Raw genomic sequence first — 24,881 nt, 5'->3', positions numbered from 1 at the left:
ACGGGTGCTCAGGGGGCGGTGATCTCGACGTCGAGCCCGTAGTCGTCGAAGGTGATGACGTAGGGGATCGGCTCGGTGTCGGGGTAGAACTCGCCGGTCAGCACCGTGCGGCGCAGCAGGGTCTCGTCGTCGATCGTGTAGACGGCGTCGAAGTCGCCCTGGGCGCCGGGGATGAGGAACTGGACGGCCTCGCCCGGCACCGTCCCGGTGTACTCGGTGAGCACCTCGCTGTTGTCCTCGCCGCCGCGGACGGTCTCGCCCTCCTCGACGTCCTCCGTCGCCGTCAGCAGGGCGGAGAAGCCGTTCTCGGTGTCGAGCAGCCGGGCCGGGTCCGGGGCGCCGTACTGCGCGGGGTCGACCTCCTGCCACCCCGGACCCAGGGGCAGCTGGGCGTAGACGGTGTCGTCCACGGCGATGACCGGGATGTCGGCGCCGCCGAGGGCCGTCTCCACGCCGAGCTCGCCGTCGAAGGCGGGCTGCCGGTTGACGGCCCCGTCGGCCGACGAGACGCCCTGCACCCCGTCGGGGAGCTCCTCGGTCTCGACCGTGATGTTCAGGCCCGGGGTGTCGTCGAGGTTCTGCTTGGCCTCGGCGAGGACGTCCTCGGGGCTCTGGCCCTCCTCGCCCGTGCCCTCGTCGCCGCCCCCCGAGCAGGCACTCACCCCGGCCAGGACCACGAGGCCGGCGAGCAGGCCCGCCGTCCGACGGACGCGGGTCGGGCGGCGGCGCACGGGGGTCGGGGGCATGGCGTCAGGATTCCACAGCACCGGTCGTCGAAACCCCGTCCGTCGTGGCCCTCGCCGACAGCGGACCGGCGATCGCGGCGACGGGCTGCGCCAGGGGGGTCCCGGACCCGTCGCGCCGGCCGTCGGCGGCCGGCAGCTCGACGGGCACGCCGCTCGCGGCCGCCGCCCGCGCCGGCGCGGGGCCGGCCCAGGCGGCGAGAAGGGTGTCCTCGCCCGCCCTGAACCGGTGGCAGCGGACCCCGCCGGTCGCCCGTCCCTTGGCCGGGTACTCGGTGAACGGCGTGACCTTCGCGGCCCCCGGCTCGGTGCCCGGCAGCGCGGTCGAGGAGCCCGCGACGGTGACGACGACGCGGTCGCCGTCCTCCCCGCCCGGGGGCAGCGCGCCGAACCACACCACGCGGGCACCGGCGGCGAGCTTGACGCCCGCGATGCCGCCGCCGCTGCGGCCCTGCGGACGGACCGCGTCGGCGCCGAAGTGCAGCAGCTGGGCGTCGGAGGTGACGAAGCACAGCTCCTCGGTCCCGTCGTCCAGGGCGACGGCTCCGACGACCTCATCGCCGTCCCGCAGGCCGATCACCGGCCACTCGTCGCGGTTGAGGACCTCGGGGTTGACCCGCTTGACGACGCCCTCGCGGGTGCCGAGGGCGAGCCCGGGACCGTGCGTCGCCAGGGGCGCCAGGGCGATCGCCCGCTCACCGGCCTGCAGCGCCAGCAGCTCCTTGAGCGGGACACACCCCTGCAGGCTGGGGTGGTTGGCGGTCGGCGGGAGGGTCGACAGCTCGACGACGGGCAGGCGCAGCAGCCGGCCCCGCGAGGTGACGACGCCGACCTCGCCGCGCGCGGTGGTGGCGACGGCCGACACGACGACGTCGCGGGTGCTGCGGCCACCGGCGTCGCCGAACCCGTCGAGTCCGGTGGTCCGCGCCAGCAGGCCGTCGCCCGACATCAGGGCCCAGCACGGGTCGTCGGCGACCTCGACCGACGCCGCGGCGGTGGGGGCGGCAGCGGCGGCGCCGAGGATCACCGTGCGGCGGGGGGTGCCGTAGGTCGTCGCGACCTCGGCCAGCTCGTCGCCGACCCTGGCGCGGAGCAGGGACTCGTCACCGAGGAGGGCGTCGAGGCCCGCGATCCGCTCGAGCAGCTCGTCGCGCTCGGTCTCCAGCTCGATCCGCGAGAAGCGGGTCAGGCGGCGCAGGGGGATCTCGAGGATGTCGTCGGCCTGGACGGTGCTGAGGTCGAAGATGCCGATCAACCGCTCGCGCGCCTGGGCGGTGTCGTCGCTGCCGCGGATGACCTGGATGACCTCGTCGATGTCGAGCAGCGCGACCAGCCGGCCCTCGAGGAGGTGCAGGCGGTCGGCGGCCTTGCCGCGCTGGAACGTCGAGCGGCGTCGTACGACGTCGAGGCGGTGGCCCAGGTAGACCTCCAGCATCTCCTTCAGCGTCAGCTGCCGCGGCTGGCCGTCGACGAGGGCGACGGCGTTGACGCCGAACGACTCCTCCATCGGGGTCTGGCGGTAGAGCTGGTCGAGCAGCGCGTCGGGGTTGATGCCGCTCTTGACCTCGATGACCAGCCGCAGGCCGTGCTCGCGGTCCGTGAGGTCCTTGAGGTCGGCGATGCCCTGCAGCTTCTTGCCCTGGACGAGGATCTTGATCCGCTCGATCACCCGCTCCGTGCCGACGCCGTACGGCAGCTCGGTGACGACGATGCCCTTGCGGCGGGGCGTCACCTGCTCGACGCGGGCGGTGGCCCGCATCTTGAACGACCCGCGCCCGGTCTCGTAGGCGTCGACGATGCCGTCGGTGCCCAGGATCTTGCCGCCCGTGGGCAGGTCGGGACCCGGCACGAAGCGCATCAGCGCGGCCGTGTCCGCGTCCGGGTGGTCGATGAGGTGGCGCAGCGCGGCGACGATCTCCACCAGGTTGTGCGGGGGGATGTTGGTCGCCATGCCCACCGCGATGCCCGCGGCGCCGTTCACCAGGAGGTTCGGGATCGCCGACGGCAGCACCGACGGCTCCGTCTCGCGGGAGTCGTAGTTGGGCCGGAAGTCGACGGTGTCCTCGTCGATCGAGGCCGTCATCTCCGTCGCGGGGGCGGCCATGCGGCACTCGGTGTTGTGGTTGACGAACCCGCCGGCGAGGAACGAGTGGTCCTCGGAGTCGACCCGGACGGAGTAGACCTGCTCGGGCTCCTCGTCGGTGACCGCAGCGACCTCGACGAACCGGTAGCCGGAGTCCATGACGCCGGCGACGACGGACTGGACCTCGGGGTCCTTGAGCCTGCTCATGATCAGGCTGCGATCGGCCTGCCACCGCTCGAAGCGGTCGAAGTTGTGCTGGATCAGCCAGGTCTTGCCGGTGCCGCGGCCCGGCCCGAGTGCACCGCGGACGTAGTCGGCGACGTACGGGGCGTGGTCGCGCGAGAGGCGGTGGGTGTACGCCGCCCGGCCCCGGAGCAGCGTCGTGAGCCGCTCCTGCTTCTCGGTCAGGAAGCCCACACGCTCGCGGAACGCGTGCATCTGGTGGCGACCGGAAAGGACCAGCCGGTACTCCCCGCGCTGGTACCGGGTGAGGTTGCTGTGGATGCCGAACTCAAGCAGCAGCTCCTGCAGGCCCGACGCGAGCCGGGCGGAGTATGTCGAGTACTGGATGGTGATCGAGTCGTCGCCCGCGAGCCGGACGCCGCCGTCCCCCTCGAACAGCGCCATGAGGAACGCGCGCTTCAGCCCGGGTCCGCCCTGCCAGACGATCTCCGGGATCTCCTTCTGCGCCGCCTTCTGACCCATCAGGGCAGCCAGGGGGCTGCGTCGCAGCGACTCCAGGTTCTGCACGTCGAGCTCGTGGATGGTGCGGCCCGACCGACGGAGCGTGCGCTCGTGGGAGTAGCGCCGACCGCCCACGATCGCGTCGTAGGCCTCCAGGACGTAGGCGTGGAACTCCGGGTCGGTGTTGTTGAAGCCGGCGCGTCCCTCCGACACGAAGCCCTCGGACACCCAGCCCCCGAGCAGGGTGCCGAGCATCATCTCGTAGGCCGTCGGGACGGCCGTGGTCCAGGCGTTGCGGGACAGGCACACCACGGTGCCCGGGGTGATCTCGTCGAGGCGGAGCCACTGGAGGACCGGGACCCCCGCGACAGGCACCAGGCACAGGACGGGGTGGTTGTGGCTGCCGCGGAGGCTGTGGCCGCTCCGGGTGGTCATCCGCTTGACCGGGTGCACACCGGAGTTGAAGACCTTGGAGACCCGGACGGGCTTGCCGTCCTTGTCGAGGACCTCGTAGTCGGCGTCGGCCTCGGAGTCCGGTGGCAGGGCCACGAGGTCGTCGATGCGGACCGTGCCGCCGTCCGCCATGCGCACCCGGGTGTCGCCGGTCAAGCAGTACCGCATCGCGGCCGGGGGATCGTCAGAACTCCCGAAGTTGCCGTGGCCGTCCACCATCGGCAGCCGCATCGACCACGACTGCGCCATGCGCACGAGGGCGTCGTAGATGGCCCCGTCGCCGTGCGGGTGCAGGCGGCCCATGACCTCGCCGACGACGCGGGCGCTCTTGACGTGGCCGCGGTCGGGACGCAGGCCCATGTCGGCCATCGTGTAGAGGATCCGCCGCTGCACCGGCTTGAGGCCGTCGCGGGCGTCGGGCAGCGCGCGGGAGTAGATGACGGAGTAGGCGTACTCGAGGAACGAGGTGCGCATCTCCTCGCCGACGTCGATGTCGACGATGTGCTCCTCGAAGTCGTCCGCCGGGGGTCCTGCCGGTGTCCGCGTGCCGCGTCGTGCCATGGCCCCATCATCGCCGGGTCCACCGACACCCGGACCGCGGGCACGCCGTGCCGGTACGTTGCAGACGTGAGCGAGCAGCAGTCCCCGGCGGCCCCCGACGCCACCGCCCGCACCGCGCCGCGCCACTGGGAGGCCGACGTCCTCCTGCGCGACGGGCGCACCGCCCACCTGCGCCCGATCCGGGGCGAGGACGCCGACCTGCTGGTCGAGTTCTACGCCCGGGTCTCCGACGAGTCGAAGTACTACCGGTTCTTCACCCCCATGCCTCAGCTGTCGGCCCGGGACGTGACGCGGTTCACCCAGGTCGACCACCACGAGCGCGTCGCGTTCGTGCTGACCGTCGCGGAACGGATGATCGCCGTCGGGCGCTACGACGTCGTGTCCGACGGCGAGGCCGAGGTCGCGTTCCTGGTCGAGGACCGCCACCAGGGCCGCGGCATCGCCCAGCTGCTGCTCGAGCACCTCGCCCAGGCCGGCCGCGAGCGTGGACTGACCCGCTTCAGTGCCGAGGTGCTGCCCGACAACCAGCGGATGGTCCAGGTCTTCCGCGACGCCGGCTACCACATGGTCTCCGGCTACGAGGACGGCGTGATCCGCCTCGAGTTCGGCATCGACCCCACCCAGACCGCGATCGGGGTGATGGAGCAGCGCGAGCACCGGGCCGAGTCCGCGTCGATCGAGGCGTTCTTCGCCGCACGCTCGGTCGCGGTGATCGGCGCCAGCCGCCGCTCCGACACCATCGGTCAGACGCTCGTGCGCAACCTCGTCACCGGGGACTTCACCGGCCGGGTGTACGCCGTCAACCCGGGCGCGAAGGCCGTGTCCGGCATGCCGGCGTACCAGTCGGTCACCGACATCGAGGACCCCGTCGACGTCGCGATCGTCGCCGTCCCCGCCGACAAGGTGGAGGAGGTCGTCCTCGACTGCGCCGGGAAGGGCGTCCACGGGCTCGTCGTCATCTCGTCGGGCTTCGCGGAGACCGGCGACGAGGGCCGGCAGCGCCAGCGGCGGCTCGTCGGGCTCGCCCGCTCGTACGGCCTGCGGCTGATCGGGCCCAACTGCCTCGGCATCATCAACACCTCGCCCGAGCACTCGCTGAACGCGTCGCTGTCGACCGTGATGCCGCCGCGGGGCCGGGCCGGCTTCTTCTGCCAGTCCGGGGCGCTGGGTACGGCGATCCTGGAGAAGGTCAACAACCGCGGGCTGGGCCTGTCGACGTTCGTCTCCGCCGGCAACCGCGCGGACGTCTCGGGCAACGACCTGCTGCAGTACTGGCAGGACGACGACTCCACCGAGGTCGTGCTGCTCTACCTGGAGTCCATCGGCAACCCGCGCAAGTTCTCCCGGATCGCGCGGCGGGTCTCGCGCCGCAAGCCGGTCATCGCGGTCCGCTCCGGTCGCAGCAGCCAGGGTGTGCCCATGGGCCACGCCGTCCGCACCATCGCGGCGCCGGGCCAGGCCGTCGACGCGATGTTCCGCCAGGCCGGGATCATCCAGGTCGACACGCTGGAGGAGATGTTCGACGTCGCCCAGCTGCTGGCCCACCAGCCGCTCCCGGCCGGTGGCCGGGTCGCGGTGGTCGGCAACTCCGACGCCCTGGCCCTGCTCGCGAAGGACGCCGCCGCGGGGGTGAACCTGCAGGTCACCCGCAGTCTGTCCCTCGGGGCGGAGGCGACGGCGGAGGACTTCGAGGACGCGCTCGACGAGGCCATCGACGACCCCGAGGTGGACTCGGTGGTCGCGCTCTACGTGCCTCCGCTCAACGTGTCCGGCGAGGACGTCGCCAACGTGCTCGCCGCGGTGGGGGAGCAGTCGGACAAGCCGCTGGTGTCGTCCTTCCTGGGCGCCGAGGGCGTCCCCGAGCTGCTGCGGGTGCCCGACGTGGCCGGCTCGACGGCCGGTCGCGGCTCGGTGCCGTCGTACCCCGCGGTGGAGAGCGCCGTCCGCTCGCTCGCCTGCGTCGTCGGGTACGTCGAGTGGCTGCGCGGCGCCGACGACTCCGACGACGACCAGGACGCCCAGACCGTCCCGGCCGGGACGGGGACCGGCCAGGACGACGAGATCGACCCCAGCACCGCGAAGCGCCTGGTCAACCAGGTCCTCATCGACTCCCCGGAGGGCCGCGAGCTCACCCGTGACGAGCTGCGCACCCTGCTCGGGGCGTACGGCGTCGAGCTCAGCCGGTCCGCCCGGGTCGACGACCTCGAGGGGGCCCTGGAGGCGGGCGCCCGCATGGGCTGGGACGTCGTCCTCAAGGCCACCGCGGAGCGCCTGCGCCAGCGGCCCGACCAGGCCCACGTCCGGCGCGGCATCAACTCGCCCAACGAGATGCGCGAGGCCTGGCACTCCCTGACCGCCCTGCTCTCCGACCCCGAGGACGCCGGCTTCGTCGTCCAGGAGACGGCGCCGCCCGGCGTGCCGATCGCGATCTCGAGCACCGAGGACCCGCTCTTCGGGCCGGTCATCTCGTTCGGGATCTCCGGACCGCTGACCGAGCTGCTGGGCGACAAGTCCTACCGGATCCCGCCGTTGAGCAACCGCGACGCGGCCGCGATGGTCCGCGAGGTCAAGGGAGCCCCGATCCTGTTCGGCTACCGCGGCAGCGAGCCCGCGGACGTCGACGAGATCGAACGGCTGCTGCGACGCGTGGCCGGGCTCCAGAACGACCTGCCGCAGCTGCGGGCCGTGGACCTGCCGCTGGTCCTGGTGGGCACCGACGGCGCCCGCGTGCTGAACGCCGTCGCCCACGTCGCCCCGGTCGTCGACCCCCGCTCGGACTGGTTCGTCCGCCGGCTCTCGACCATGCCGGGCGACACGCTGCAGGACTGAGGACCAGCAGACCGCCCCTCAGGGCGCCGGGGACGGCTGCTTCACCTCGGCGGCCGCCTCCGAGGTCGCGGCCGCAGGCCGTCCGAGGGCGAGGACGGCGCCCGCGGCGACGAGCATCGGCAGCAGGAACACCACGAAGAGCCCGCGACCGCCCATGCCGGTCGCGAGCAGCCAGCCGGCGAGGGTGGGCGCGAGGATCGCGCCGAGGCGACCGACGCCGACGGCCCAGCCGACGCCCGCGCCGCGGATGGCGGAGGGGTAGCGGGTCGCGACGACGGCGTACATGCCGGCGATCGCGGCGTTGGTGAAGAAGCCGACCAGGGTGGCGGCCACCAGCGCCGGGACGGCCTGGCTCAGCGCGAGCGAGAAGACCACGAACATCACCGCGCCGCCGACCAGGGCGCCGGCCTCGACCAGCTTGGCGGGGACCGTCACGGCGACGGCCGCGAAGACGAGGGCGCCGAGGACGCCGCCGACCGACAGCAGGACCCCGCCGTAGATGCCCTGCTGCTCCGACAGCCCGGCGCCGGCGAGCAGCTGCGGCGTCCACGAGTTCGCGAAGTAGAACGACGCCATCACGCAGAAGAACGCGACCCAGATCAGGACGGTGGTGCGGCCGAGGGGGCCGCGGAACATGTCGGCCAGCCGTGCCCGGGCGACGGTCTCCTCCGCCGGCAGCGCGTCGACGGGTGCGCGGCCGATCCGGCGCAGCACGTCGTTGACGCGGTCCAGGGCGTCGGCCGGACGACGGACGACCAGGTGGTGGATCGACTCCGGCACGAAGGCCAGCGTCAGGAGGAGGCCCGTGAGGCCGAAGGCGGCGCCGAGCCAGAAGGCCGCGCGCCAGCCGTACGCCGCGATGAGCGGCGCGGCGAGCAGCCCTCCGATGGTGCCGCCCAGGGCGTAGCCGAGAGAGTTCAGCGTGATCGCGGGCTCGCGCCAGCGCGCGGTGCAGAACTCGGAGACGAAGGTGCTGAGGTTCGGCAGCATCGCCCCGATCCCGAGACCGGTGAGGAAGCGGAGCGCGCCCAGCGCGGCGGCGGACGGCGCCAGGGCGGACGCCGCCATGAGCACCGTGATGAGGCTGAGGCTCGCGATCGTGACGGGACGCCGTCCGACCCGGTCGGCCAGCGGCGCGATGCCGATGGAGCCGATGGCCATGCCGACGAGGCCGGCGGACAGCAGCAGCCCGAGACCGCCCGGCCCGAGACCGAACTCGGCGCTGACGCTCGCGCCGGTGAAGGCCATGACGAGGATGTCGAAGCCGTCGACGACGTTGAGGAAGATCGCGACGACGACGGCTGCGGTCTGCCGCCCGGTCATGCGGCCGTGGCCGATCACGTCGCGGACGTCGGTGGGTGTGGTGCTCATGGTGCTCCTGGATCGGTGGCTGGTCGGTGGGTCAGGGGAGGTCGAGGGTGAGGACGGCGGGCCCGCCGCCGGCACTCGCGCGGTCGTCCCCGCGGGCGGCGCGGGAGACGCACGTGCACATCCGGCGGGTGGTGCGGTGCTCGTCGGCGGAGAAGAAGACGTCGCGGTGGTCGACGTGGCCGTCGACGTCCACGACGTCGACCTGGCACAGCCCGCACTCGCCCTTGCGGCAGTCGTACATCATCTCGACACCGGCCTCGGCGAGGGTCTCGAGCACGGTCGAGTCCGCCCGCACCGTCCGGGTCAGCCCGAGGCGGGGGACGACGACCTCGAACTCCTCGGGGGTGAACCACCCCGACGAGCCGAAGGTCTCGAACCGCAGGTGGTGGACGGGCAGGCCCGCGTCGGCCCACGCGCGCCTGACGGCGTCCATCAGCCGGATCGGCCCGCACATGTAGACCTCGGTGTCGTGGCCCTGCGGGTGGGCCGCGATCTCCGCGACGAGAGCGGCGACGTCGAGGGGCGTGCCCTCGTCGTCCACGTGGACGCGGGCCGCGTCGCCGTGCCTCGCGACGACGTCGTCGAGGTAGGCCATGGCGCCCCGGGTGCGGCCGGCGTACACGAACGCGTGGTCGGCGCCGCGGCGGGCGAGGACCTCGCCCATCGCGAGCAGCGCGGTGATCCCGACGCCACCGGCGAGCAGCACCTGGCGGGCGTGGCCGGGGCGGAGCTCGAAGTTCTGCAGCGGCTGGGTGCAGCGCAGGCGGTCGCCCACGGCCAGGGCGTGCATGTGGCGGGACCCGCCGCGGCTGTCCGCGACCGCCAGGACCGAGAGTGTGACCTCGGTGGCGGTCGGGTCGGAGGACACGACCGAGTAGGAGCGGACGTCGCGGCGTCCGCAGCCCAGGTCGACCTCGACGTCGAGGTGGGACCCGGCCGGCGCGCGGCGGGGCTCGCGAGCCTCGCGGCGCAGCGTGATCCGGCGGATCCCGTCCGCGACCTCGGTGGCCTCCACGACCTCGGCGTCGCCCCAGCGGGGCCTGGCCTCGGCGACCACGTCAGCCCGCCCGGTGCAGGTCGGTGGGCCGGTCCGAGGACTCCTCCAGCCGGCCCTCCGCGCGCAGCATGCGGTCGAGGATGCGACGCACCCACATGCCCCCGGCGTCGATGTTGAGGCTGTAGAACTCGTAGTCCGGGTTGGCGTCGATGGCCGCCTGCTGGGCCGTCAGCATCGCCTCGTCCTCGGCGAAGACGCCCTCGACGCCCTGGCGCAGCTGGGTGGTGATGAGCTGGGACTCGAGGCGGTAGTTGCGCATGAACGCCCAGAAGTAGTGGCAGCTGCGGTCCGTCTCCGGGGTGATCGTGTTCATGACGTAGCCGTTGACGCCCTGCGATCGGTCGCCCTCGGGCGCGCCGGTGCCGGCCTTGGCGACGCCGACGTCGATGCAGATCGTGGACGGCGCCTGGTAGTGGATGATCTGCCAGCGGTCGACCCTCCCGGTGAAGTCGGGGAAGCGGTCGCGCATGTTCTTGGCCCAGAACGGCGGCGGGTCGATGTCGCGCATCCAGCGCGAGACGGTGACCGTGTCGCCGTCGTGGGTGGTGTCGAACTCCGACTCGGACAGCTCGGCCTGCCCGATGCTGCTGCCGTGGACGAACTCCTCGTGGGTGAGGTCCATGAGGTTGTCGAGCACCAGCTGGTAGTTGCACGGCGCCTCGATCAGCAGGCCGTCGCCGGCCCACTCCGGGGAGTCCATCTGGCTCATGTCGGGGACGAGGTCGGGGTCGGCCTTCTCGGCGTCCCCGACCCACACCCACACGTAGCGGTACCGCTCGACGACCGGGTACGACGGCACCGCCGCGGACGGGTTGACGGTGCTCTGCGCCGGCATCGAGGTGCAGCGGCCCGACGCGTCGTACCGCAGGCCGTGGTACGGGCACTGGATGCCGCCCTCGGGCGTCAGCTCGCCCATCGACAACGGCGCGAGGCGGTGCCAGCACGCGTCGGCGAGCGCGGCGGCGCGCCCGTCGGGGGTGCGGAAGAGCGCCAGCGGGCGGCCCGCGACGGTCCGCGCCAGCGGCGTCCGCGCGGTGACCTCGTGGTCCCACGCGGCGACGTACCAGGCGTCGAGGGGGTGGGGGAAGATCTTCGCGGTGGTGGTCCGGTGCTGGTCGAGCACGCTCACGGCTGCTCCTCGGGTCGGGGGATGCGGGTGACGGCGGTCACGACTGTGACCGCCCTCACGACCCCTGCGGAACCCGGGATTTCACTCAGTGAAAGACGAGCCCTCGGGACCGGGGTCCGTCGACTCGAAGCGCACCACGACCTCGTCGTACGACGAGCCGCCGAGCTGGCGGGTCACCGACCGCGCCGCCGTCCGCACCGCGGCGGCGAGCGCGGGCACCTCGGCGCCGTCGGCCAGCACGACGAGGGACAGCGCCGCCAGCACCTCGCCGGCGCGGTCGCGGACCGGCGCGGCGACCGACAGCGCGTTGTGGGTGACCATCCGGTCGCTCACCGCGAAGCCCTGACGGCGGACGTCGGCCAGCAGCGCGCGCAGCCGGACGGGGTCGGTGACGGTGTGCTCGGTGTAGCGGGGGAGCGGCCCGTCGAGCACGGTCTCGCGGACGTCGTCCGGCGCGTGCGCCAGCAGCACGAGCCCCACGCCCGGCGCGTGCAGCGGGAAGCGGGAGCCGACCCGGGTCATGACCGGCACCGCGAAGCGGCCGGCGATGCGTTCGACGAAGACGAGCTCGGTGCCCTCCCGCACGGCGAGCTGGACGTTCTCCCGGGTGACGACGTACAGGTCCTCCAGGAAGGGCAGCGCGGCCTCCCGGAGCCGCTGGCCCCGCGGGGCCAGCGACGCGAGCTCCCACAGCCGCAGACCCACCCGGTAGCGGCCGTCGGGCAGCCGCTCCAGGGCGCCCCAGGCGACGAGCTCGGCCAGCCGGCGGTGCGCGGTGGGGACGCTGACCCCCGAGCGGCGGGCCAGGTCGGACAGGCTCAGCGCGGGGTGCTCGCGGTCGAAGGCGTCGAGCAGGGCCAGGACCTTGCCGGTCACGCTGCGGGCGTCCACCCGGGCCATCCTGCCGCGCCGCGCCGCCGAGGAGCCGCCGAGTTGCGTCCCGCGGAGCCCGGTTGACAGGGTCGTCGGCGAGGCGGAGCGAGCCGGGGGAGGTGTCCCCGCGCCCGCGTCGGGAGGGCGGCGGGTGCCGACGATCGAGAAGCGGGACGCCCCGCGCCGGGCCGACCGACCGCCGCACGGCGGCCTGCGCGCGGACGTCGAGGGACTGCGCGGCGTGGCCGTGGGGATGGTGCTGCTTTACCACCTCGGCGTGCCCGGTCTCGGGGGCGGCTTCGTCGGCGTCGACGTCTTCTTCGTCATCTCCGGCTTCCTCATCACCGGGCTGCTGCTGCGGGAGGTCGACCGCACCGGCACGGTGTCGCTGCGGTCCTTCTACGCCCGCCGCGCCCGGCGGCTGCTGCCCGCCGCGAGCCTGGTGCTGGTGGTGACCGCTCTCGCGGGCTGGTGGGTCCTGCCGGGCTCCGCCCAGGAGAACCTCGGCCGCGACGTCGCCTCCTCGGCGCTGTACGTCGTCAACTGGGAGCTCGCCGGACGATCGGTCGACTACCTGGCCGAGGGTGAGTCCCCGTCCGTGCTGCAGCACTACTGGTCGCTGGCGGTCGAGGAGCAGTTCTACGTCGTCTGGCCGCTGCTGGTGCTGCTCGTGCTGGTCGTCGCGCGACGCCGGGGCCTGCGGGCGCGGCCGCTGCTGCTCGGCGCCGTCGGCGGGGTGGGGCTGGCCTCCTTCGCCTGGTCGGTGCACCTGACCGCGGTCGACCCCGCGGCGGCGTACTTCGTGACGACGACCCGGGTCTGGGAGCTCGCCCTCGGTGCCGTGCTGGCCTTCGCTGCTCCGCGCCTGGGCTCCCTGACCGGCCGGGCGCGCGCGGTCCTCGGCACGGCGGGCGCCGCGCTGGTGCTCGTCAGCGGTCTCGTGCTGAGCCCGGCGACCGGCTGGCCCGGCGCGGCCGCGCTGCTGCCGACGGTGGGCGCCGCGGCGCTCCTGGCCGCCGGCACCGGCGCCGGAACGGCGGGCGCCGCGCGGCTGCTCACCTGGCGGCCCCTCGTGGCGCTGGGCGGGATCTCGTACGTCCTCTACCTGTGGCACTGGCCCCTGATCGTGCTGGCCCGCGCCTGGCACGGGCCCCTCGGGTGGCTGGACTCGGTCGCCCTGGCCCTCGCCGCGGTGTCGTTGGCCTGGTTCACCGGCCGGCTCGTCGAGGACCCGCTCCGCTTCCACCCGCGCCTGGTCCGCCGCGCGGGGACGACGCTGCTGGCCGCCGGCCTCGTCACGGCGGTCACCGCGGGCACCGGGGTGGCCCTCGAGCGGACCGTGCCGGCGTTCGTCGTCCCGGCCGACGCCGACGCGCCCGGTGCGCGCGCGCTCGTCGACGACCCCGCCGCCCGGACCTGGCGGGTGAACCGCGACCCGGAGCGCTTCTACACCTCCCGCGGCCCCGTGCTGCCGGACCCCTCGGTGGCGAAGAAGGACGGCCTGCTGCGCCGGTGCCAGGTCAGCCGCGACGTCACCGAGCCCCGGCTCGGCGGCGACTGCGTGTTCGGCGACGTCGACTCCGACGAGCGCGTGATGCTGCTCGGCGACTCGAAGATGGGCCAGTGGTTCCCCGCGGTGGAGCGCATCGCCGAGCGGGAGGGCTGGCGGCTCGACGTGCACCTGAAGTCCTCGTGCCCCGTCTCCCGCACGGGCGTCGAGCAGAGGTGCACCGACCACACCGACGCGGTCCTGGACGCCATCGCCGACGACCCGCCGGACCGGGTGCTGCTGTCGCAGTTCCTCGGCAAGGGCCAGTACGACCACTCCGACGACGGCCTCGAGGCCGCCGTCGGCGAGATCGTCGACGCCGGCGTGGAGGTCGCCGTCCTGGCCGACAACCCGGCGCCGCCGACGGACGCGACGTACGAGTGCGTCGAGCGGCACCCCGGGGAGTACCAGGAGTGCGCGTTCGACCGCGGCGACGCGGTGGCGCGGAGCGGGACGCCCCGGCTCGCCGCGCTCGCGGACGCGCTCGACCTGACGGTCCTCGACGTCGACGAGTGGATCTGCCCGCCGGGGGGAGCGCGCTGCCCCGCCGTGGTGGCCGGGACGCTCGTCTACCGCCAGGGCAGCCACCTCACCGGCACCTACGTCCGCTCGCTCACGCCGATGCTGCACCGCGAGCTGGCCCGCGTCGGCTGGGCGCGGACGCCGGTCGCCGAGATCCGCCTCGGCCGGGGATGAGCGGGCGGGCCACGGGTGGCCACCGGGGCGGCCCGGGGCGACGTGGCAGACTCCCGAGCATGCGCAGCCGCACCGCGGGGGACCGCGCCGCCGAGCTCCGGGCGGCCATCGACCAGACGGGGTACTACCCCGACGTCGTCGGTGACGGCGTCCGCGCTGCCGTGGCGGGCGAGGAGGTCACCGCCTTCTACGTCCACCACGAGCCGACGTTCGACCGCGACGAGGTCCGGCGCCACATCACCGTCGTCGCGCTGACGCCGACGCGGATGATCCTCTGCCACACCGACGAGCACGCCGGCGACGACCTGCTGCCCGAGCCGTACACGTCGACCTCCACCGAGGCCATCCGGCTGTCGTCGGTCCGCTCGGTCGTGGTGACCCGGATGATCGCGAACCCCACCGCCGGACCGACCCCGCCCGCTGAGGCGGTCGTGACCGTCGGCTGGGGCGGCGGCGGCCGGGTCGACCTCGAGCCCGCCGGCTGCGACGACCCCGACTGCGACGCCGACCACGGCTACACCGGCGTGATCGCCCCCGACGACTTCTCGCTGCGGGTCTCCGCGGCCGCCGACGGCGGGGACGCCGTCCCGCGGCTGCTCGCCTTCGCCGAGTCGCTGTCCGCCGCCACGCACCAGCAGTGAGCGACGGCGCCACCGACTTCGTCGAGCCCCGGTACGGCGACCGCACCCTCGGCGACGTCCTCCCCGCCGTCGCCGCGGGGCTGGGTCTCGAGCCCGACGTGCTGGGCGAGCCGCCCGCCGGGCTGGCGCTGCCGCCCTCGACGGCGTACGTCGTGCTGCTGGTCGACGGCCTGGGGGCGCAGCTGCTCCAGCAGCACGCACACCTGGCGCCGTACCTCTCCTCGCTGCCCGACGCGACCGGCACCGGGCCCGGGGCCACCGCCGGGGTGCCGTCGACGACGGCGACGAGCCTGACCTCGCTGGGCACAGCGCTGGTCCCGGGCACCCACGGCGTGGTGGGGTTCACCTCCCGCATCCCGCACACCAGGCGCCTGCTCGAGGCGCTGCGCTGGGACGACGCGATCGACCCGCGGGAGTGGCAGCCGCACCCGACGGCCTTCGAGCGGCTCGCCGAGGCGGGAGTGGCGACCACGACGGTCAACCAGCGCGCGTTCCGTCGCTCCGGACTCACCGTCGCCGGGCACCGGGGCGCCGCGTGGGTCGGCGCCGACAAGTCGGGGGAGCGGATCGCCGCCGTGTCCGAGGCCGCCCGTCGTACGCCGTCGGTGACCTACTGCTACGACGGCGACCTCGACTGGGTCGGCCACCGCCACGGCGTCGACTCCGACGCCTGGCGCGCCCAGCTCGCCGCCTGCGACGCCGACGCCCAGCGCCTCCGCGCCGCCCTGCCGCCCCGCGCGACGCTGGTGGTGGTGGCCGACCACGGGATGCTCGACGCCCCGCAGGCGTCCCGGGTGGACGTCGCCGCGGAGCCCGCCCTGCGCGAGGGCGTGGACCTGCTCGCCGGGGAGGCCCGCTTCCGGCACCTGTACGTCCGCCACGGCGCGCTCGACGACGTCGTCGCCGCCTGGTCGGCCCGCCTCGGAGGCGGGGCGCTCGTCCTCCCCCAGGAGGAGGCGGTGGCCCGCGGGTGGTTCGGCCCGCCCGGCACCCCCCTGGACACGGACGTGTCCCCCCGGGTGGGCGACGTGGTGGTCGCCTGCCGGGGGGACGTGGCCGTGTTCGACTCCGACCGCTTCGCCTACGAGACGCGGCTCGTCGGGCTCCACGGCTCGCTCACCGCGGCCGAGATGCTGATCCCGGTGCGGGTGGACTGAGCGTCCGGGTCCCGGGGCCTCAGCGGTCCTGGCGGCTGTCGAGGACGGCGAGCTGGTCGTCGAGGGTGACGTCCCACTGGGTGCCGTCGGTCTTGACGACCTCGACCTCGTAGGCCTCGTCCGGGTCGTCGCTGCGCTCGACCGCGGTGGCCTCGCCGTCGCCGACCTCCTCGACAGCGGCGGCCGCCACGCGCTCGCGCTCCGCTCCGGTGACGGGCACGTCGTCGGCCTCGCGACCGGTGACGTCGGTGTCCTGCTCCCCGTCGTCCCAGCCGTCGTCCTCGCGCTCGCGCTGCACGACGGCGAGGTCCTCGTCGAGGCTGATGCTCCAGGTCACGCCGGTGGCGTCGAGGACGTCGACCTCGTAGGCCTCGCCGCGGTCGTCGCTGGTCTCGGCCTCCAGCACCTCGCCGCCGCCGACGGCGTCGATCGCGGCGGCACCGACGCGGTCACGGTCGCTGCCGGTCAGCGGGCCGGAGTCGCCGGTGGCGGCGTACGCCACGCCGGCGCCGCCGAGGCCGAGGACGGCGACGGTCGCGACCGCGGGGATCCAGACGCGCTTCCGGGTGAGGGTGCTCGTGCGGGAGGTGGTCGTGGTGGGGGTGGTGTCGTTCATGGTGGGGTCCTCTCGGGTGGGGGTTCGTGCTGATGGACCCACGTTCCCGTGACCTCGCTGAACTGGACCTGAAGCCGCCTGAAAGGGCGTTCAGGAAGCCGCGTCGGGAGCGGTGGACGGCAGCCGGACGACGAACCGCGCACCGCCCAGCGGAGACGTCTCGACCCGGGCGTCCCCCCCGTGGCGGCGGACGACGTCACGGACGATCGCGAGACCGAGGCCGCTCCCACCGGCGTCGCGGCTCCTGGCCTCGTCGAGCCGCACGAAGCGCTCGAAGACCCGCTCGCGGTCGGCCTCGGCGACGCCCGCGCCGTCGTCGTCCACCCGGAGCACTGCGCCCCGGGGTTCCCCGGCGGTGCCGATCGACACGGTCGAGCCCGCATGGCGTGCCGCGTTGTCGACGAGGTTGCGGATCACCTGGCCGAGCGCGACGGGGTCACCGAGGACCCTCACCGGGCCGACGCCGGAGGTGTCGACCGTGACGGCGCCGAGCCGTCGCAGCCGGGTCGCCTCCGCGAGGGCGAGGTCGTCGAGGTCGACCTCGACGGCCGGCGTGCGACGTCCCTCGTCGGTGCGGGTCAGCAGCAGCAGCGACTCGACGAGTCGCTGCATGCGCAGCGTCTCCTCGAGGGTCGCCTCGGCGAGCTCGCCGTCGTCCATGGCGCCGGGGTGCGTCGAGGCGACCTCGGCGGTCTGCCGGAGGCTGGCGAGGGGGGAGCGGAGCTCGTGGGAGGCGTCGGAGACGAAGCGTCGCTGCTTCTCGGCGGAGTCCTCGAGGCGGTCGAGCATCCGGTTCATCGTCTCGGCCAGCCGGTGCACCTCGTCGCGGGACCCCGGGACCGGGACCCGTCGGTGCAGGTCGTCGCCGCCGATGGCGTCCGTCTCGGTGCGGATCCGCTCGACCGGCGCGAGCGCGCGGCCGGTGACGACCCAGGTGGTGGCGCCGACGACCAGGAGGACGGCGGGCAGGCCCAGCGCCAGCAGCGGCACGAGGGCGGCGACCGAGTCGGCGACCTCCTCGGCGGGGACGGCGACCGTGACGACGTAGTCGGAACCCTGGCCCTCGGCGTCCCCCTCCGCGTCGGCGGTCGCGACCACCCACTGGCCGGGCACACCGCTCACGCGGCTGCCGCCGTCGTCCAGGGGGAGCCCGGCGGGCAGCCCGGTGGTGGCGACGACGAGCCTGCCGTCGTCGGTCGCGACCTGCTCGAGGACGTCCTCCGACAGGTCCTCGGCCTGCTCCCGGGGGTCGTCGGTCTCCCCGTCCTCGTCGGGGTCGGGCGCCTCGCCGAGGGAGTCGGGGGGCCCGGACGCCTCGACCTGCGCGGCGAGCGCGTCGGCCCGCTGCTCGGCGCTGGTCTCGAGGCCCTCGGTCAGCGAGGCGCGCAGCAGGAGCACGAGCGCGACCGCGCCCACCACCAGGGCGAGGGCGACGACGAGCACCGCCGCGGCGGTCGTCCGGGTGCGGACGGAGGCGCGGGAGAGCCGGGAGCCCGCCCGCTTAGCCACCGTTCCCCGCCAAGCGGTAGCCCGCGCCGCGGACCGTCTGGATCGCCTCGCGCCCGAACGGGCGGTCGATCTTGTTGCGGAGGTGCCGGACGTAGACCTCGACGATGTTGGGGTCGCCCATGAAGTCGTCGTCCCAGACCGAGTCGAGGACCTGTCTCTTCGACACGACGTCGTCGACGTGGCGCATCAGGTGCTCGAGCAGGGACAGCTCGCGGGCGGTCAGGTCCAGCGGCGTCTCGGCCCGCCACGCCCGGCGGGCGGCCGGGTCCAGCGAGAGGTCGCCGGCGCGGAGCACGGTGGGTCGGGCGCGGGCACCGCGGCGGGCGACGGCCCGCAGCCTCGCGACGAGCACCGGGAAGGAGAACGGCTTGGTGAGGTAGTCGTCGGCGCCGGTGTCGAGGCCCTCGACCTGGTCCCACTCGCCGTCCTTGGCGGTGAGCATGAGGACGGGGGTCCAGTTCTCCTCGGCGCGCAGGGTCTCGCAGACCTTGTAGCCGTTGATCCCGGGCAGCATCAGGTCCAGCACGATCGCGTCGTAGTCGTTCTCCCGGGCGTACCAGAGCCCGTCCGTCCCGTCGTGGGCGACGTCGACGGCCATGCCCTCGGCCTCGAGCCCGACCTTCAGGGCGCGGGCGAGCCGCACCTCGTCGTCGACGACGAGCACGCGCACGACGCACCTCCTGGGTCGGGAGGTCCTATCGTCCCCGACGTCGGCTGAACGTCGGCTGAAGACTCACACGTAGCCGGTGCCATGTCCCTGGTCGCCGACGCCCCGGGCGTGGTGCTGGTGGGCGTCGAGGCCGTGACGCGCGTCCGGGCTGGGAGTGCCGCCGGCGTCCGGTGCGTGCCCGACGCCGCCGGCGAGGTCACGCTTGAGACGGGAGGTGCGGCGCCAGTCGTAGGCGAAATAGGCCGCGACGACCGCGACGGCCGCGATGCAGATCCAGGTGAACATGCTGCCCCCGTACGTCGAGGGGCGTCCGCGAGGCGCCCCCGGAGGGCGATCTTATCCGAACGGCAGGGGGTCGGCCGCGAGCGACGTGGCCCGGGCGCGGGCGGCGGTGAGGCGGCGGCGGTGGTGGCGACGGCACAGCACCTCGTAGGCGACGTCCGGCTCCTCACCCGCGGTGAGGGGCCCGGACTCGACGTCGCCGACCACGATGACCTCGCCGTCGGTGACCATCACGCCGTCCTCGGTGCGGGCGTTGTGGGTGGCGCGCTCGCCGCACCAGCACAGCGCCTCGACCTGCAGCGTCAGCATCCGGTCGGCGAGCTCGACGAGCCGTGCGGTCGCCGGGAACAGGCGGCCGCGGAAGTCGGTGAGGATGCCGAACGCGAAGACGTCGATCGACAGCTCGTCGACGACCTTCGCGAGCTGGTCGATCTGCTCGGGGGCGTAGAACTGGGCCTCGTCGCAGATCATGTAGTCCACCCGGCCCCCTTGGGTGAGCAGGCCGACGACGTGGTTCCAGAAGTTGAGGTCCCCGGTGACCTCGGCGGCGTCGTGGGTCAGCCCCAGGCGGCTCGACAGCGTGGCCGCCCCGGCGCGGTCGTGGGCGGTGAAGATCCGTCCCACCCGGCCGCGCGTGCTGTGGTTGTGGTTCGTCTGCAGGGCCAGGGTCGACTTGCCGGAGTCCATCGTCCCGGTGAAGAAGAGCAGGTCGGCCACGGGCGGCGATCCTTCCACACGGCCCGGGTCCGATACTGGCCGCGTGGAAGCGAAGTATCCGGGCACCTGCCCCGCCTGCGGCGGCGCGGTCTTCCCCGGCGACACCATCGTCCGAGCGAGCGCGAAGGATCCCTGGGTCCACGAGGGGTGCCGGACGACGGCCGCCGCCGCGGCACCGAGCAAGACCGCGAAGGCCGGCCGCTCGCGCCCCCAGCGTGACGCGATGAGCGAGCCGACCGGGGCGATCGAGGTGTTCACCGACGGCGCCTGCAAGGGCAACCCGGGCCCCGGCGGCTGGGCCTGGGCGGCCGACGAGAAGACCTGGGACTCCGGCCACGAGTCGCCCAGCACCAACCAGCGCATGGAGATCCGGGCGGCGTACGAGGCCGTGAAGGCGCACCCGGGCCCGCTCGTCGTCGTCAGCGACTCGACGTACGTCGTGAACTGCTTCCGCGACGAGTGGTGGAAGGGCTGGCGTCGGCGCGGCTGGGTCAACGCCGCGAAGAAGCCGGTCGCCAACCGGGACCTGTGGGAGCCCTTCGTCGACCTCGTCGCCGAGCGGCTGGACGGCGGCGAGCCCATCGCCTTCCGGTGGGTCAAGGGCCACTCGGGCGACCGGATGAACGACCTCGTGGACCGGTTGGCCGTCGAGGCGAGTCACCGGGCGGGGTGAGAGGCGGCCGATCTGGTTACTGTCGGACCATGGACTACAGGCACCTCGGCAACTCGGGTCTCAAGATCTCCGAGATCACGTACGGCAACTGGCTCACCCACGGCTCGCAGGTCGAGAACGACGTCGCCACGCAGTGCGTGCGCGCCGCCCTCGACGCGGGCATCACGACGTTCGACACCGCCGACGTCTACGCGAACACCCAGGCCGAGACCGTCCTCGGCGACGCACTGAAGGGCGAGCGACGCGAGTCGCTGGAGATCTTCACGAAGGTCTACTTCCCGACGGGCCCCAAGGGCCCCAACGACACCGGTCTGTCGCGCAAGCACATCCTCGAGTCCATCGACGGCTCCCTGCAGCGGCTCCGGACCGACCACGTCGACCTCTACCAGGCCCACCGCTACGACTCCTTCACCCCGCTCGAGGAGACGATGCAGGCGTTCGCGGACGTCGTCCGCGCGGGCAAGGCGCACTACATCGGCGTCTCGGAGTGGACCGCCGACCAGCTCCGTGCCGGCGTCGAGCTGGCCCGCGAGCTCGGGTTCCAGCTCGTGTCGAGCCAGCCGCAGTACTCGATGCTGTGGCGCGTCATCGAGGACGAGGTCGTCCCCACGAGCCGCGAGCTCGGCGTCTCCCAGATCGTCTGGTCGCCGATCGCCCAGGGTGTGCTGTCGGGCAAGTACAAGCCCGGCCAGGACCTCCCCGAGGGCTCCCGCGCCACGGACGAGAAGGGCGGTGCCGACATGATCAAGCGCTACATGCGCGACGACGTGCTCGAGCGCGTCCAGCAGCTCGCCCCGATCGCGCAGGAGCTGGACCTGACGATGGCGCAGCTCGCCGTCGCCTGGGTCCTGCAGAACGACAACGTCGCCGCCGCGCTGATCGGCGCCTCGCGGCCCGAGCAGGTCCACGAGAACGTCGCCGCCGCCGGCGTGACGATCCCCGACGAGCTGATGAGCCGGATCGACGAGGCGCTGGGCGACGTCGTCGAGCGCGACGCCTCCAAGACCGCCGAGCAGACCCCGAAGGAGCGGTTCTGCTGAGCGCCGCATCCTCCCTGCCCGGTCCGGTCGTCTCCGTCGCCGACCTCGCCGCCCTGGTGGCGGCGGGGCCGGTGACGCTGCTCGACGTCCGCTGGGCGCTCGGGGCGACCGACGGGCGCCAGCAGCACGAGGCCGGCCACCTGCCCGGGGCGTCGTACGTCGACATGGACGAGGTGCTCGCCGACCACACCGCCCTCGAGGGCGGGCGGCACCCGCTGCCCGACCGTGACCTGTTCGGGGCGTTCATGCGGGCGCTCGGCGTCCGCGCGGACGTGCCGGTGGTCTGCTACGACGACGTCGGCGGGACCTCCGCGGCGCGGGCCTGGTGGCTGCTCCGGCACCACGGGCACGAGTCCGTCGCCGTCCTGGACGGCGGCTTCTCGGCGTGGGTCGCGGCGGGCCAGCCCGTCGAGACCGGCCCGGCGCCCGAGATCGAGCCGGGGGACTTCGAGCCCGTACCCGGCGCCATGCCCGTGGTGGAGCCGGACGACCTTCTCGACGGCCGCGTCGTCCTCGACGCCCGCCCGGGTGAGCGGTTCCGCGGCGAGGTCGAGCCCGTCGACCCCGTGGCGGGCCACGTGCCGGGCGCGCGCAGCGCCCCGGCGGTCGAGAACCTCGACGGCGAGAAGCGGCTGCGGCCGCTGGAGGAGCTGCGCGAGACGTACGCCGCCCTCGGGGCGCTGGGGGACGACGAGGTCGCCGTCTACTGCGGCTCCGGCATCACCGCGGCGCACGACGTCCTGGTGCTGGAGGCACTCGGCCGGACCGCGGCGCTCTACCCCGGCTCGTGGAGCCACTGGGTCACCGACCCGGACCGCCCCGTCGAGGTGGGCCCGTGAGCGACCACACCGACGACCCGAGCCTGCGCAAGCTCGGCCTCGGCACGGCCGCCCTCGGCCGTCCGGAGTACATCAACCTCCACACCCGCACCGCCGATGACCTGGGGGACTCCCGCTACGACCGGGACACCCTGGAGCGGCACGCCCACGGGGTTCTCGACGCGGCGTGGGACGCGGGGATCCGCCACTACGACACGGCGCGGTCCTACGGCGCCGGCGAGGCCTTCGTCGGCTCCTGGCTCGCCGCCCATCCCGGCCGCCGCGAGGAGGTCCGCCTCGGCTCGAAGTGGGGCTACACCTACGTCGCGGACTTCCGCCCCGGCGCCGACGTCCACGAGACCAAGGACCACTCCCTCGAGACGTTCGAGCGGCAGTGGGCAGAGACGCAGGAGGCGCTGGGCGGTCCGCCGGACCTGTACCTGGTGCACAGCCTGACCTCGGACTCACCCGCGCTGGACGACCGCGACCTGCTCGCACGGCTCCTGCAGCTGAAGGAGTCGGGGGTGCGCGTCGGCATGTCGACCAGTGGCCCCGACCAGGGCGACGTCCTGATGCGGGCGCTGTCGCTGCCGGACTGCCCGTTCACCACGGTGCAGTCGACCTGGAACGTGCTCGAGCGTTCCGTCGAGCCCGCCCTCGCCCGCGCCCACGACGCCGGCTACCTCGTCGTCGTGAAGGAGGCCCTGGCCAACGGGCGCCTCGCGGAGTCCGACGACCAGGCCGCCCAGGCGCTGGCCGCGGCCATGGCGCTGCCGTACGTCGACGTCGTCCTCTCCGGCGCGAGCAGCGTCGAGCAGCTCCACGCCAACGTCGCGGCGACGTCGTACGAGGGGGAGGCGTTCGACCTCCCGCCGGAGTCGCCCGAGGACTACTGGGCCACGCGGAAGTCGCTGGCCTGGGCCTGAGGTACGCCGTGACGACACCCGAGGAGAGGTGCGACCGGCTGCTCGCGGAGCTGCAGCGGCTGTTCGCGACGCAGGAGTCGTCCTTCGTCGACGCGCTTCTCGCCAGCGCCAGGGACACCGGCACGTCCTTCACCCTCGTCTGGTCGGTCGGGAAGGGCAGGTACACGTTCGGGAAGTCGTGGGACATGGCGTACCTGGACCGCGCCTTCTCCGGCGAGACCATGGAGCAGGTCGCCGACGACATCTGGGTCGGCGAGATCGACGAGCCGAACGGGCCGGGGACCTTCGATGCCCAGCGCGCGGAGGGCCTCGTCGCGAACGTCCACGACGTCCGCTGGCTGGACCGCGACTGACGACCGACCGAGGCCGATCGGTCTACGTGCGCAGGTGGAAGGTGGCTTCGCCGTCGGCCCAGCGTGTCTCGTAGCGGGGGTCGTGGACGCGGCGGTGGTGGTGGGGACACAGCAGGGCGACGTCTGCGAGGCGGGTCTTGCCGCCTTTCGCCCATTGTTCGAGGTGGTGGCCGTCGCACCAGGCGGCGGGGACGGTGCAGCCTCGGGCTTGGCAGTGGTGGTGGGCGATCTCGGCGGCTCTGCGGAGGGCGCCTTCGATGAGGCGTCGGGTGCGGCCGGCGTCGAGGATGACCGACTTCCCGGACAGCACGTAGGGGTAGACGCGGGCGTTGCAGAGCAGGCGTCGGGCTTGTTCGTAGGTGATCTCGACACCAGTGGTGGTGGTCGCGAACCCCGCCTCGACGAGGTCCTGGCGGAGGGCTTCTTCGTCGATGAGGACGGCGACCGACACGGCGGTGCCGTGGCGGTGGGGCAGGTCGGTGGTGTCGAGGGTCTCCAGCAGGGTGCAGAACGCCTGCCCGCGGCGTTCGGGGCCGGTGAGGTGCTGCCCGTCATCAGCCTTGCGCTGCTCAGAGCCTTCGCGGTTGTCAGGGTGGGCGGGGTTGCCGATCGCGTCGAGGAGCATGTCGAGGATCGAGGCGTGCAGCGCGGAGATGTCGGCGGTGAACCGGATCAGGCCCTCGCCGATGGGCTTCGCGGACAGCTTGGTGCGGCGCCAGGCCTCGCGTTCGGCGCGGGCGAGGCGTTCGGCCTCGATGCGGTCGGCGACCTCGGGGGCGACGGTCTCGAGGATGCGTCGGCCGAGGTGGGTGACCTCGGCGGGGGTGAACTCGGTGCAGTAGCCGACCAGCATCTCCTCCGCCGCGGCCATGGTGGTCTCGTCGACCAGGTCCGGTGGGAGGGCGTCGAGGCAGTCGACGACCGCGCGGGCGTGGTCCAGCGACGCCCGCCCGTCGAGCATCGCCGTCGCCAGCACCCGCCGCTGCGCGACCCGGACCCCGAGGCGCGCCTCACTACCCACCCGACGGCCGTTCAGGTGGAGCCGGTGGGCGAGCCAGTCCGCCGGGGTCCGTGCGCCGGTGGTCGAGGCGACCCCGTCAGCGCCGGCGGTCGAGGTGAGGGTGGTGAGCTTGAGCGCGGCGAGGCGGGACTCGCACTGCGCCAGACCGACCAGCAACAACCCCTGGTCGGTGGCGTCCAACCAGCCCGGATCGGTCCCCGACGCGAGGGCCGCGGACGCGGCGTCCAGGGCGGCCTCCATGGTCGCGACAGCATCGAGCAGCGGGTGGGAGCCCTGCTCCCAGCCCGCCTCCCGTACCGCCTCGGTGACCATGGATCGAACATACGTGCGACCACCGACATCGACGGGCGCTATCGGGCGTCATCCACAGCCCTGAAGATCACGGATCGGCAACGGTCCAGATCGCCCAGCGACGGTCGACTCACCGGGT

At 73.7% G+C, this 24,881-nt stretch carries 21 protein-coding genes; 9 read left to right on the top strand and 12 right to left on the bottom strand.

Annotated features, from left to right (window positions below; all coding sequences use genetic code 11):
* Positions 1-8 precede the first annotated feature (8 nt).
* Both Q0858_RS14280 and Q0858_RS14275 read right to left on the bottom strand, forming a co-directional pair.
* Positions 9-746, bottom strand: a complete 738-nt coding sequence (locus Q0858_RS14280; protein WP_299055611.1) for an LppX_LprAFG lipoprotein — start codon at positions 744-746, stop codon at positions 9-11.
* A gap of 4 nt (positions 747-750) precedes the next feature.
* Positions 751-4,524, bottom strand: a complete 3,774-nt coding sequence (locus tag Q0858_RS14275; RefSeq protein ID WP_299055609.1) for a DNA gyrase subunit A — start codon at positions 4,522-4,524, stop codon at positions 751-753.
* Positions 4,525-4,590: 66 nt separating this feature from the next.
* On the opposite strand from Q0858_RS14275, the gene Q0858_RS14270 reads away from it, so the two are divergent.
* The gene (locus tag Q0858_RS14270; RefSeq protein WP_299055607.1) at positions 4,591-7,353 is read left to right on the top strand and encodes a bifunctional GNAT family N-acetyltransferase/acetate--CoA ligase family protein; all 2,763 of its coding nucleotides are present in this window, start codon (positions 4,591-4,593) and stop codon (positions 7,351-7,353) included.
* A gap of 18 nt (positions 7,354-7,371) precedes the next feature.
* On the opposite strand, the gene Q0858_RS14265 is transcribed toward Q0858_RS14270, so the two are convergent.
* The 4 genes from Q0858_RS14265 to Q0858_RS14250 form a co-directional block, all read right to left on the bottom strand.
* Positions 7,372-8,724: an MFS transporter gene (locus Q0858_RS14265; RefSeq protein WP_299055604.1), complete on the bottom strand. Its 1,353-nt coding sequence runs from the start codon at positions 8,722-8,724 to the stop codon at positions 7,372-7,374.
* Between the two features lie 31 nt (positions 8,725-8,755).
* Positions 8,756-9,781, bottom strand: coding sequence for a PDR/VanB family oxidoreductase (locus Q0858_RS14260; protein WP_299055602.1), 1,026 nt, complete (start codon positions 9,779-9,781; stop codon positions 8,756-8,758).
* A 1-nt stretch (position 9,782) separates the two neighbouring features.
* Positions 9,783-10,910 (bottom strand): aromatic ring-hydroxylating dioxygenase subunit alpha, encoded by a 1,128-nt coding sequence (locus Q0858_RS14255; RefSeq protein WP_299055600.1) that lies wholly within the window; start codon positions 10,908-10,910, stop codon positions 9,783-9,785.
* An 81-nt stretch (positions 10,911-10,991) separates the two neighbouring features.
* Positions 10,992-11,801: an IclR family transcriptional regulator gene (locus tag Q0858_RS14250; protein ID WP_299055597.1), complete on the bottom strand. Its 810-nt coding sequence runs from the start codon at positions 11,799-11,801 to the stop codon at positions 10,992-10,994.
* Between the two features lie 133 nt (positions 11,802-11,934).
* Here Q0858_RS14250 and Q0858_RS14245 point away from each other — a divergent pair, with 133 nt between their 5' ends.
* Genes Q0858_RS14245 through Q0858_RS14235 form a run of 3 tightly spaced genes read left to right on the top strand, consistent with a single transcriptional unit; the run spans position 11,935 to position 15,826 of the window.
* The gene (locus Q0858_RS14245; RefSeq protein WP_299055595.1) at positions 11,935-14,028 is read left to right on the top strand and encodes an acyltransferase family protein; all 2,094 of its coding nucleotides are present in this window, start codon (positions 11,935-11,937) and stop codon (positions 14,026-14,028) included.
* A gap of 59 nt (positions 14,029-14,087) precedes the next feature.
* On the top strand, positions 14,088-14,669 hold the full coding sequence (locus Q0858_RS14240; protein ID WP_299055593.1) for a DUF5998 family protein: 582 nt from the start codon (positions 14,088-14,090) through the stop codon (positions 14,667-14,669).
* On the top strand, positions 14,666-15,826 hold the full coding sequence (locus tag Q0858_RS14235; RefSeq protein ID WP_299055591.1) for a nucleotide pyrophosphatase/phosphodiesterase family protein: 1,161 nt from the start codon (positions 14,666-14,668) through the stop codon (positions 15,824-15,826). Before Q0858_RS14240 ends, Q0858_RS14235 begins: the two co-directional genes overlap by 4 nt.
* 19 nt (positions 15,827-15,845) lie before the next feature.
* Here the strand turns inward: Q0858_RS14235 and Q0858_RS14230 are convergent, their stop codons facing one another.
* The 5 genes from Q0858_RS14230 to Q0858_RS14210 form a co-directional block, all read right to left on the bottom strand.
* Positions 15,846-16,442, bottom strand: coding sequence for a hypothetical protein (locus Q0858_RS14230; protein WP_299055590.1), 597 nt, complete (start codon positions 16,440-16,442; stop codon positions 15,846-15,848).
* Positions 16,443-16,532: 90 nt separating this feature from the next.
* Positions 16,533-17,951, bottom strand: coding sequence for a HAMP domain-containing sensor histidine kinase (locus tag Q0858_RS14225; protein ID WP_299055588.1), 1,419 nt, complete (start codon positions 17,949-17,951; stop codon positions 16,533-16,535).
* Positions 17,944-18,621, bottom strand: coding sequence for a response regulator transcription factor (locus Q0858_RS14220; RefSeq protein ID WP_299055586.1), 678 nt, complete (start codon positions 18,619-18,621; stop codon positions 17,944-17,946). Before Q0858_RS14220 ends, Q0858_RS14225 begins: the two co-directional genes overlap by 8 nt.
* Before the next feature lie 63 nt (positions 18,622-18,684).
* Complete coding sequence (locus Q0858_RS14215; protein WP_299055584.1) at positions 18,685-18,906, bottom strand: hypothetical protein; 222 nt, start codon at positions 18,904-18,906, stop codon at positions 18,685-18,687.
* A gap of 51 nt (positions 18,907-18,957) precedes the next feature.
* A complete protein-coding gene (locus tag Q0858_RS14210) occupies positions 18,958-19,620 on the bottom strand; it encodes a thymidine kinase (RefSeq protein WP_299055581.1) in 663 nt (220 codons plus the stop codon).
* Between the two features lie 43 nt (positions 19,621-19,663).
* Here Q0858_RS14210 and Q0858_RS14205 point away from each other — a divergent pair, with 43 nt between their 5' ends.
* Genes Q0858_RS14205 through Q0858_RS14185 form a run of 5 tightly spaced genes read left to right on the top strand, consistent with a single transcriptional unit; the run spans position 19,664 to position 23,430 of the window.
* Positions 19,664-20,293 (top strand): ribonuclease H, encoded by a 630-nt coding sequence (locus Q0858_RS14205; protein ID WP_299055579.1) that lies wholly within the window; start codon positions 19,664-19,666, stop codon positions 20,291-20,293.
* A 29-nt stretch (positions 20,294-20,322) separates the two neighbouring features.
* Positions 20,323-21,333, top strand: a complete 1,011-nt coding sequence (locus Q0858_RS14200; protein ID WP_299055576.1) for an aldo/keto reductase family protein — start codon at positions 20,323-20,325, stop codon at positions 21,331-21,333.
* Positions 21,327-22,172 carry a sulfurtransferase gene (locus Q0858_RS14195; protein WP_366916017.1) on the top strand — a complete coding sequence of 282 codons (846 nt, stop codon included), beginning with the start codon at positions 21,327-21,329 and terminating at the stop codon, positions 22,170-22,172. Before Q0858_RS14200 ends, Q0858_RS14195 begins: the two co-directional genes overlap by 7 nt.
* Positions 22,169-23,077, top strand: a complete 909-nt coding sequence (locus Q0858_RS14190) for an aldo/keto reductase (protein WP_299055573.1) — start codon at positions 22,169-22,171, stop codon at positions 23,075-23,077. The genes Q0858_RS14195 and Q0858_RS14190 overlap by 4 nt, the downstream gene beginning before the upstream one ends.
* An 8-nt stretch (positions 23,078-23,085) precedes the next feature.
* Positions 23,086-23,430 (top strand): hypothetical protein, encoded by a 345-nt coding sequence (locus tag Q0858_RS14185; protein ID WP_299055570.1) that lies wholly within the window; start codon positions 23,086-23,088, stop codon positions 23,428-23,430.
* A gap of 22 nt (positions 23,431-23,452) precedes the next feature.
* Here the strand turns inward: Q0858_RS14185 and Q0858_RS14180 are convergent, their stop codons facing one another.
* Positions 23,453-24,763, bottom strand: coding sequence for an HNH endonuclease signature motif containing protein (locus tag Q0858_RS14180; RefSeq protein ID WP_299055568.1), 1,311 nt, complete (start codon positions 24,761-24,763; stop codon positions 23,453-23,455).
* Positions 24,764-24,881 lie beyond the last annotated feature (118 nt).

It is taken from the genome of uncultured Nocardioides sp., assembly GCF_947489365.1.
GTDB lineage: Bacteria > Actinomycetota > Actinomycetes > Propionibacteriales > Nocardioidaceae > Nocardioides.
The sequence above is the reverse complement of the archived record's forward strand: the minus strand, read 5'-3'. Positions and strand labels throughout refer to the sequence as shown.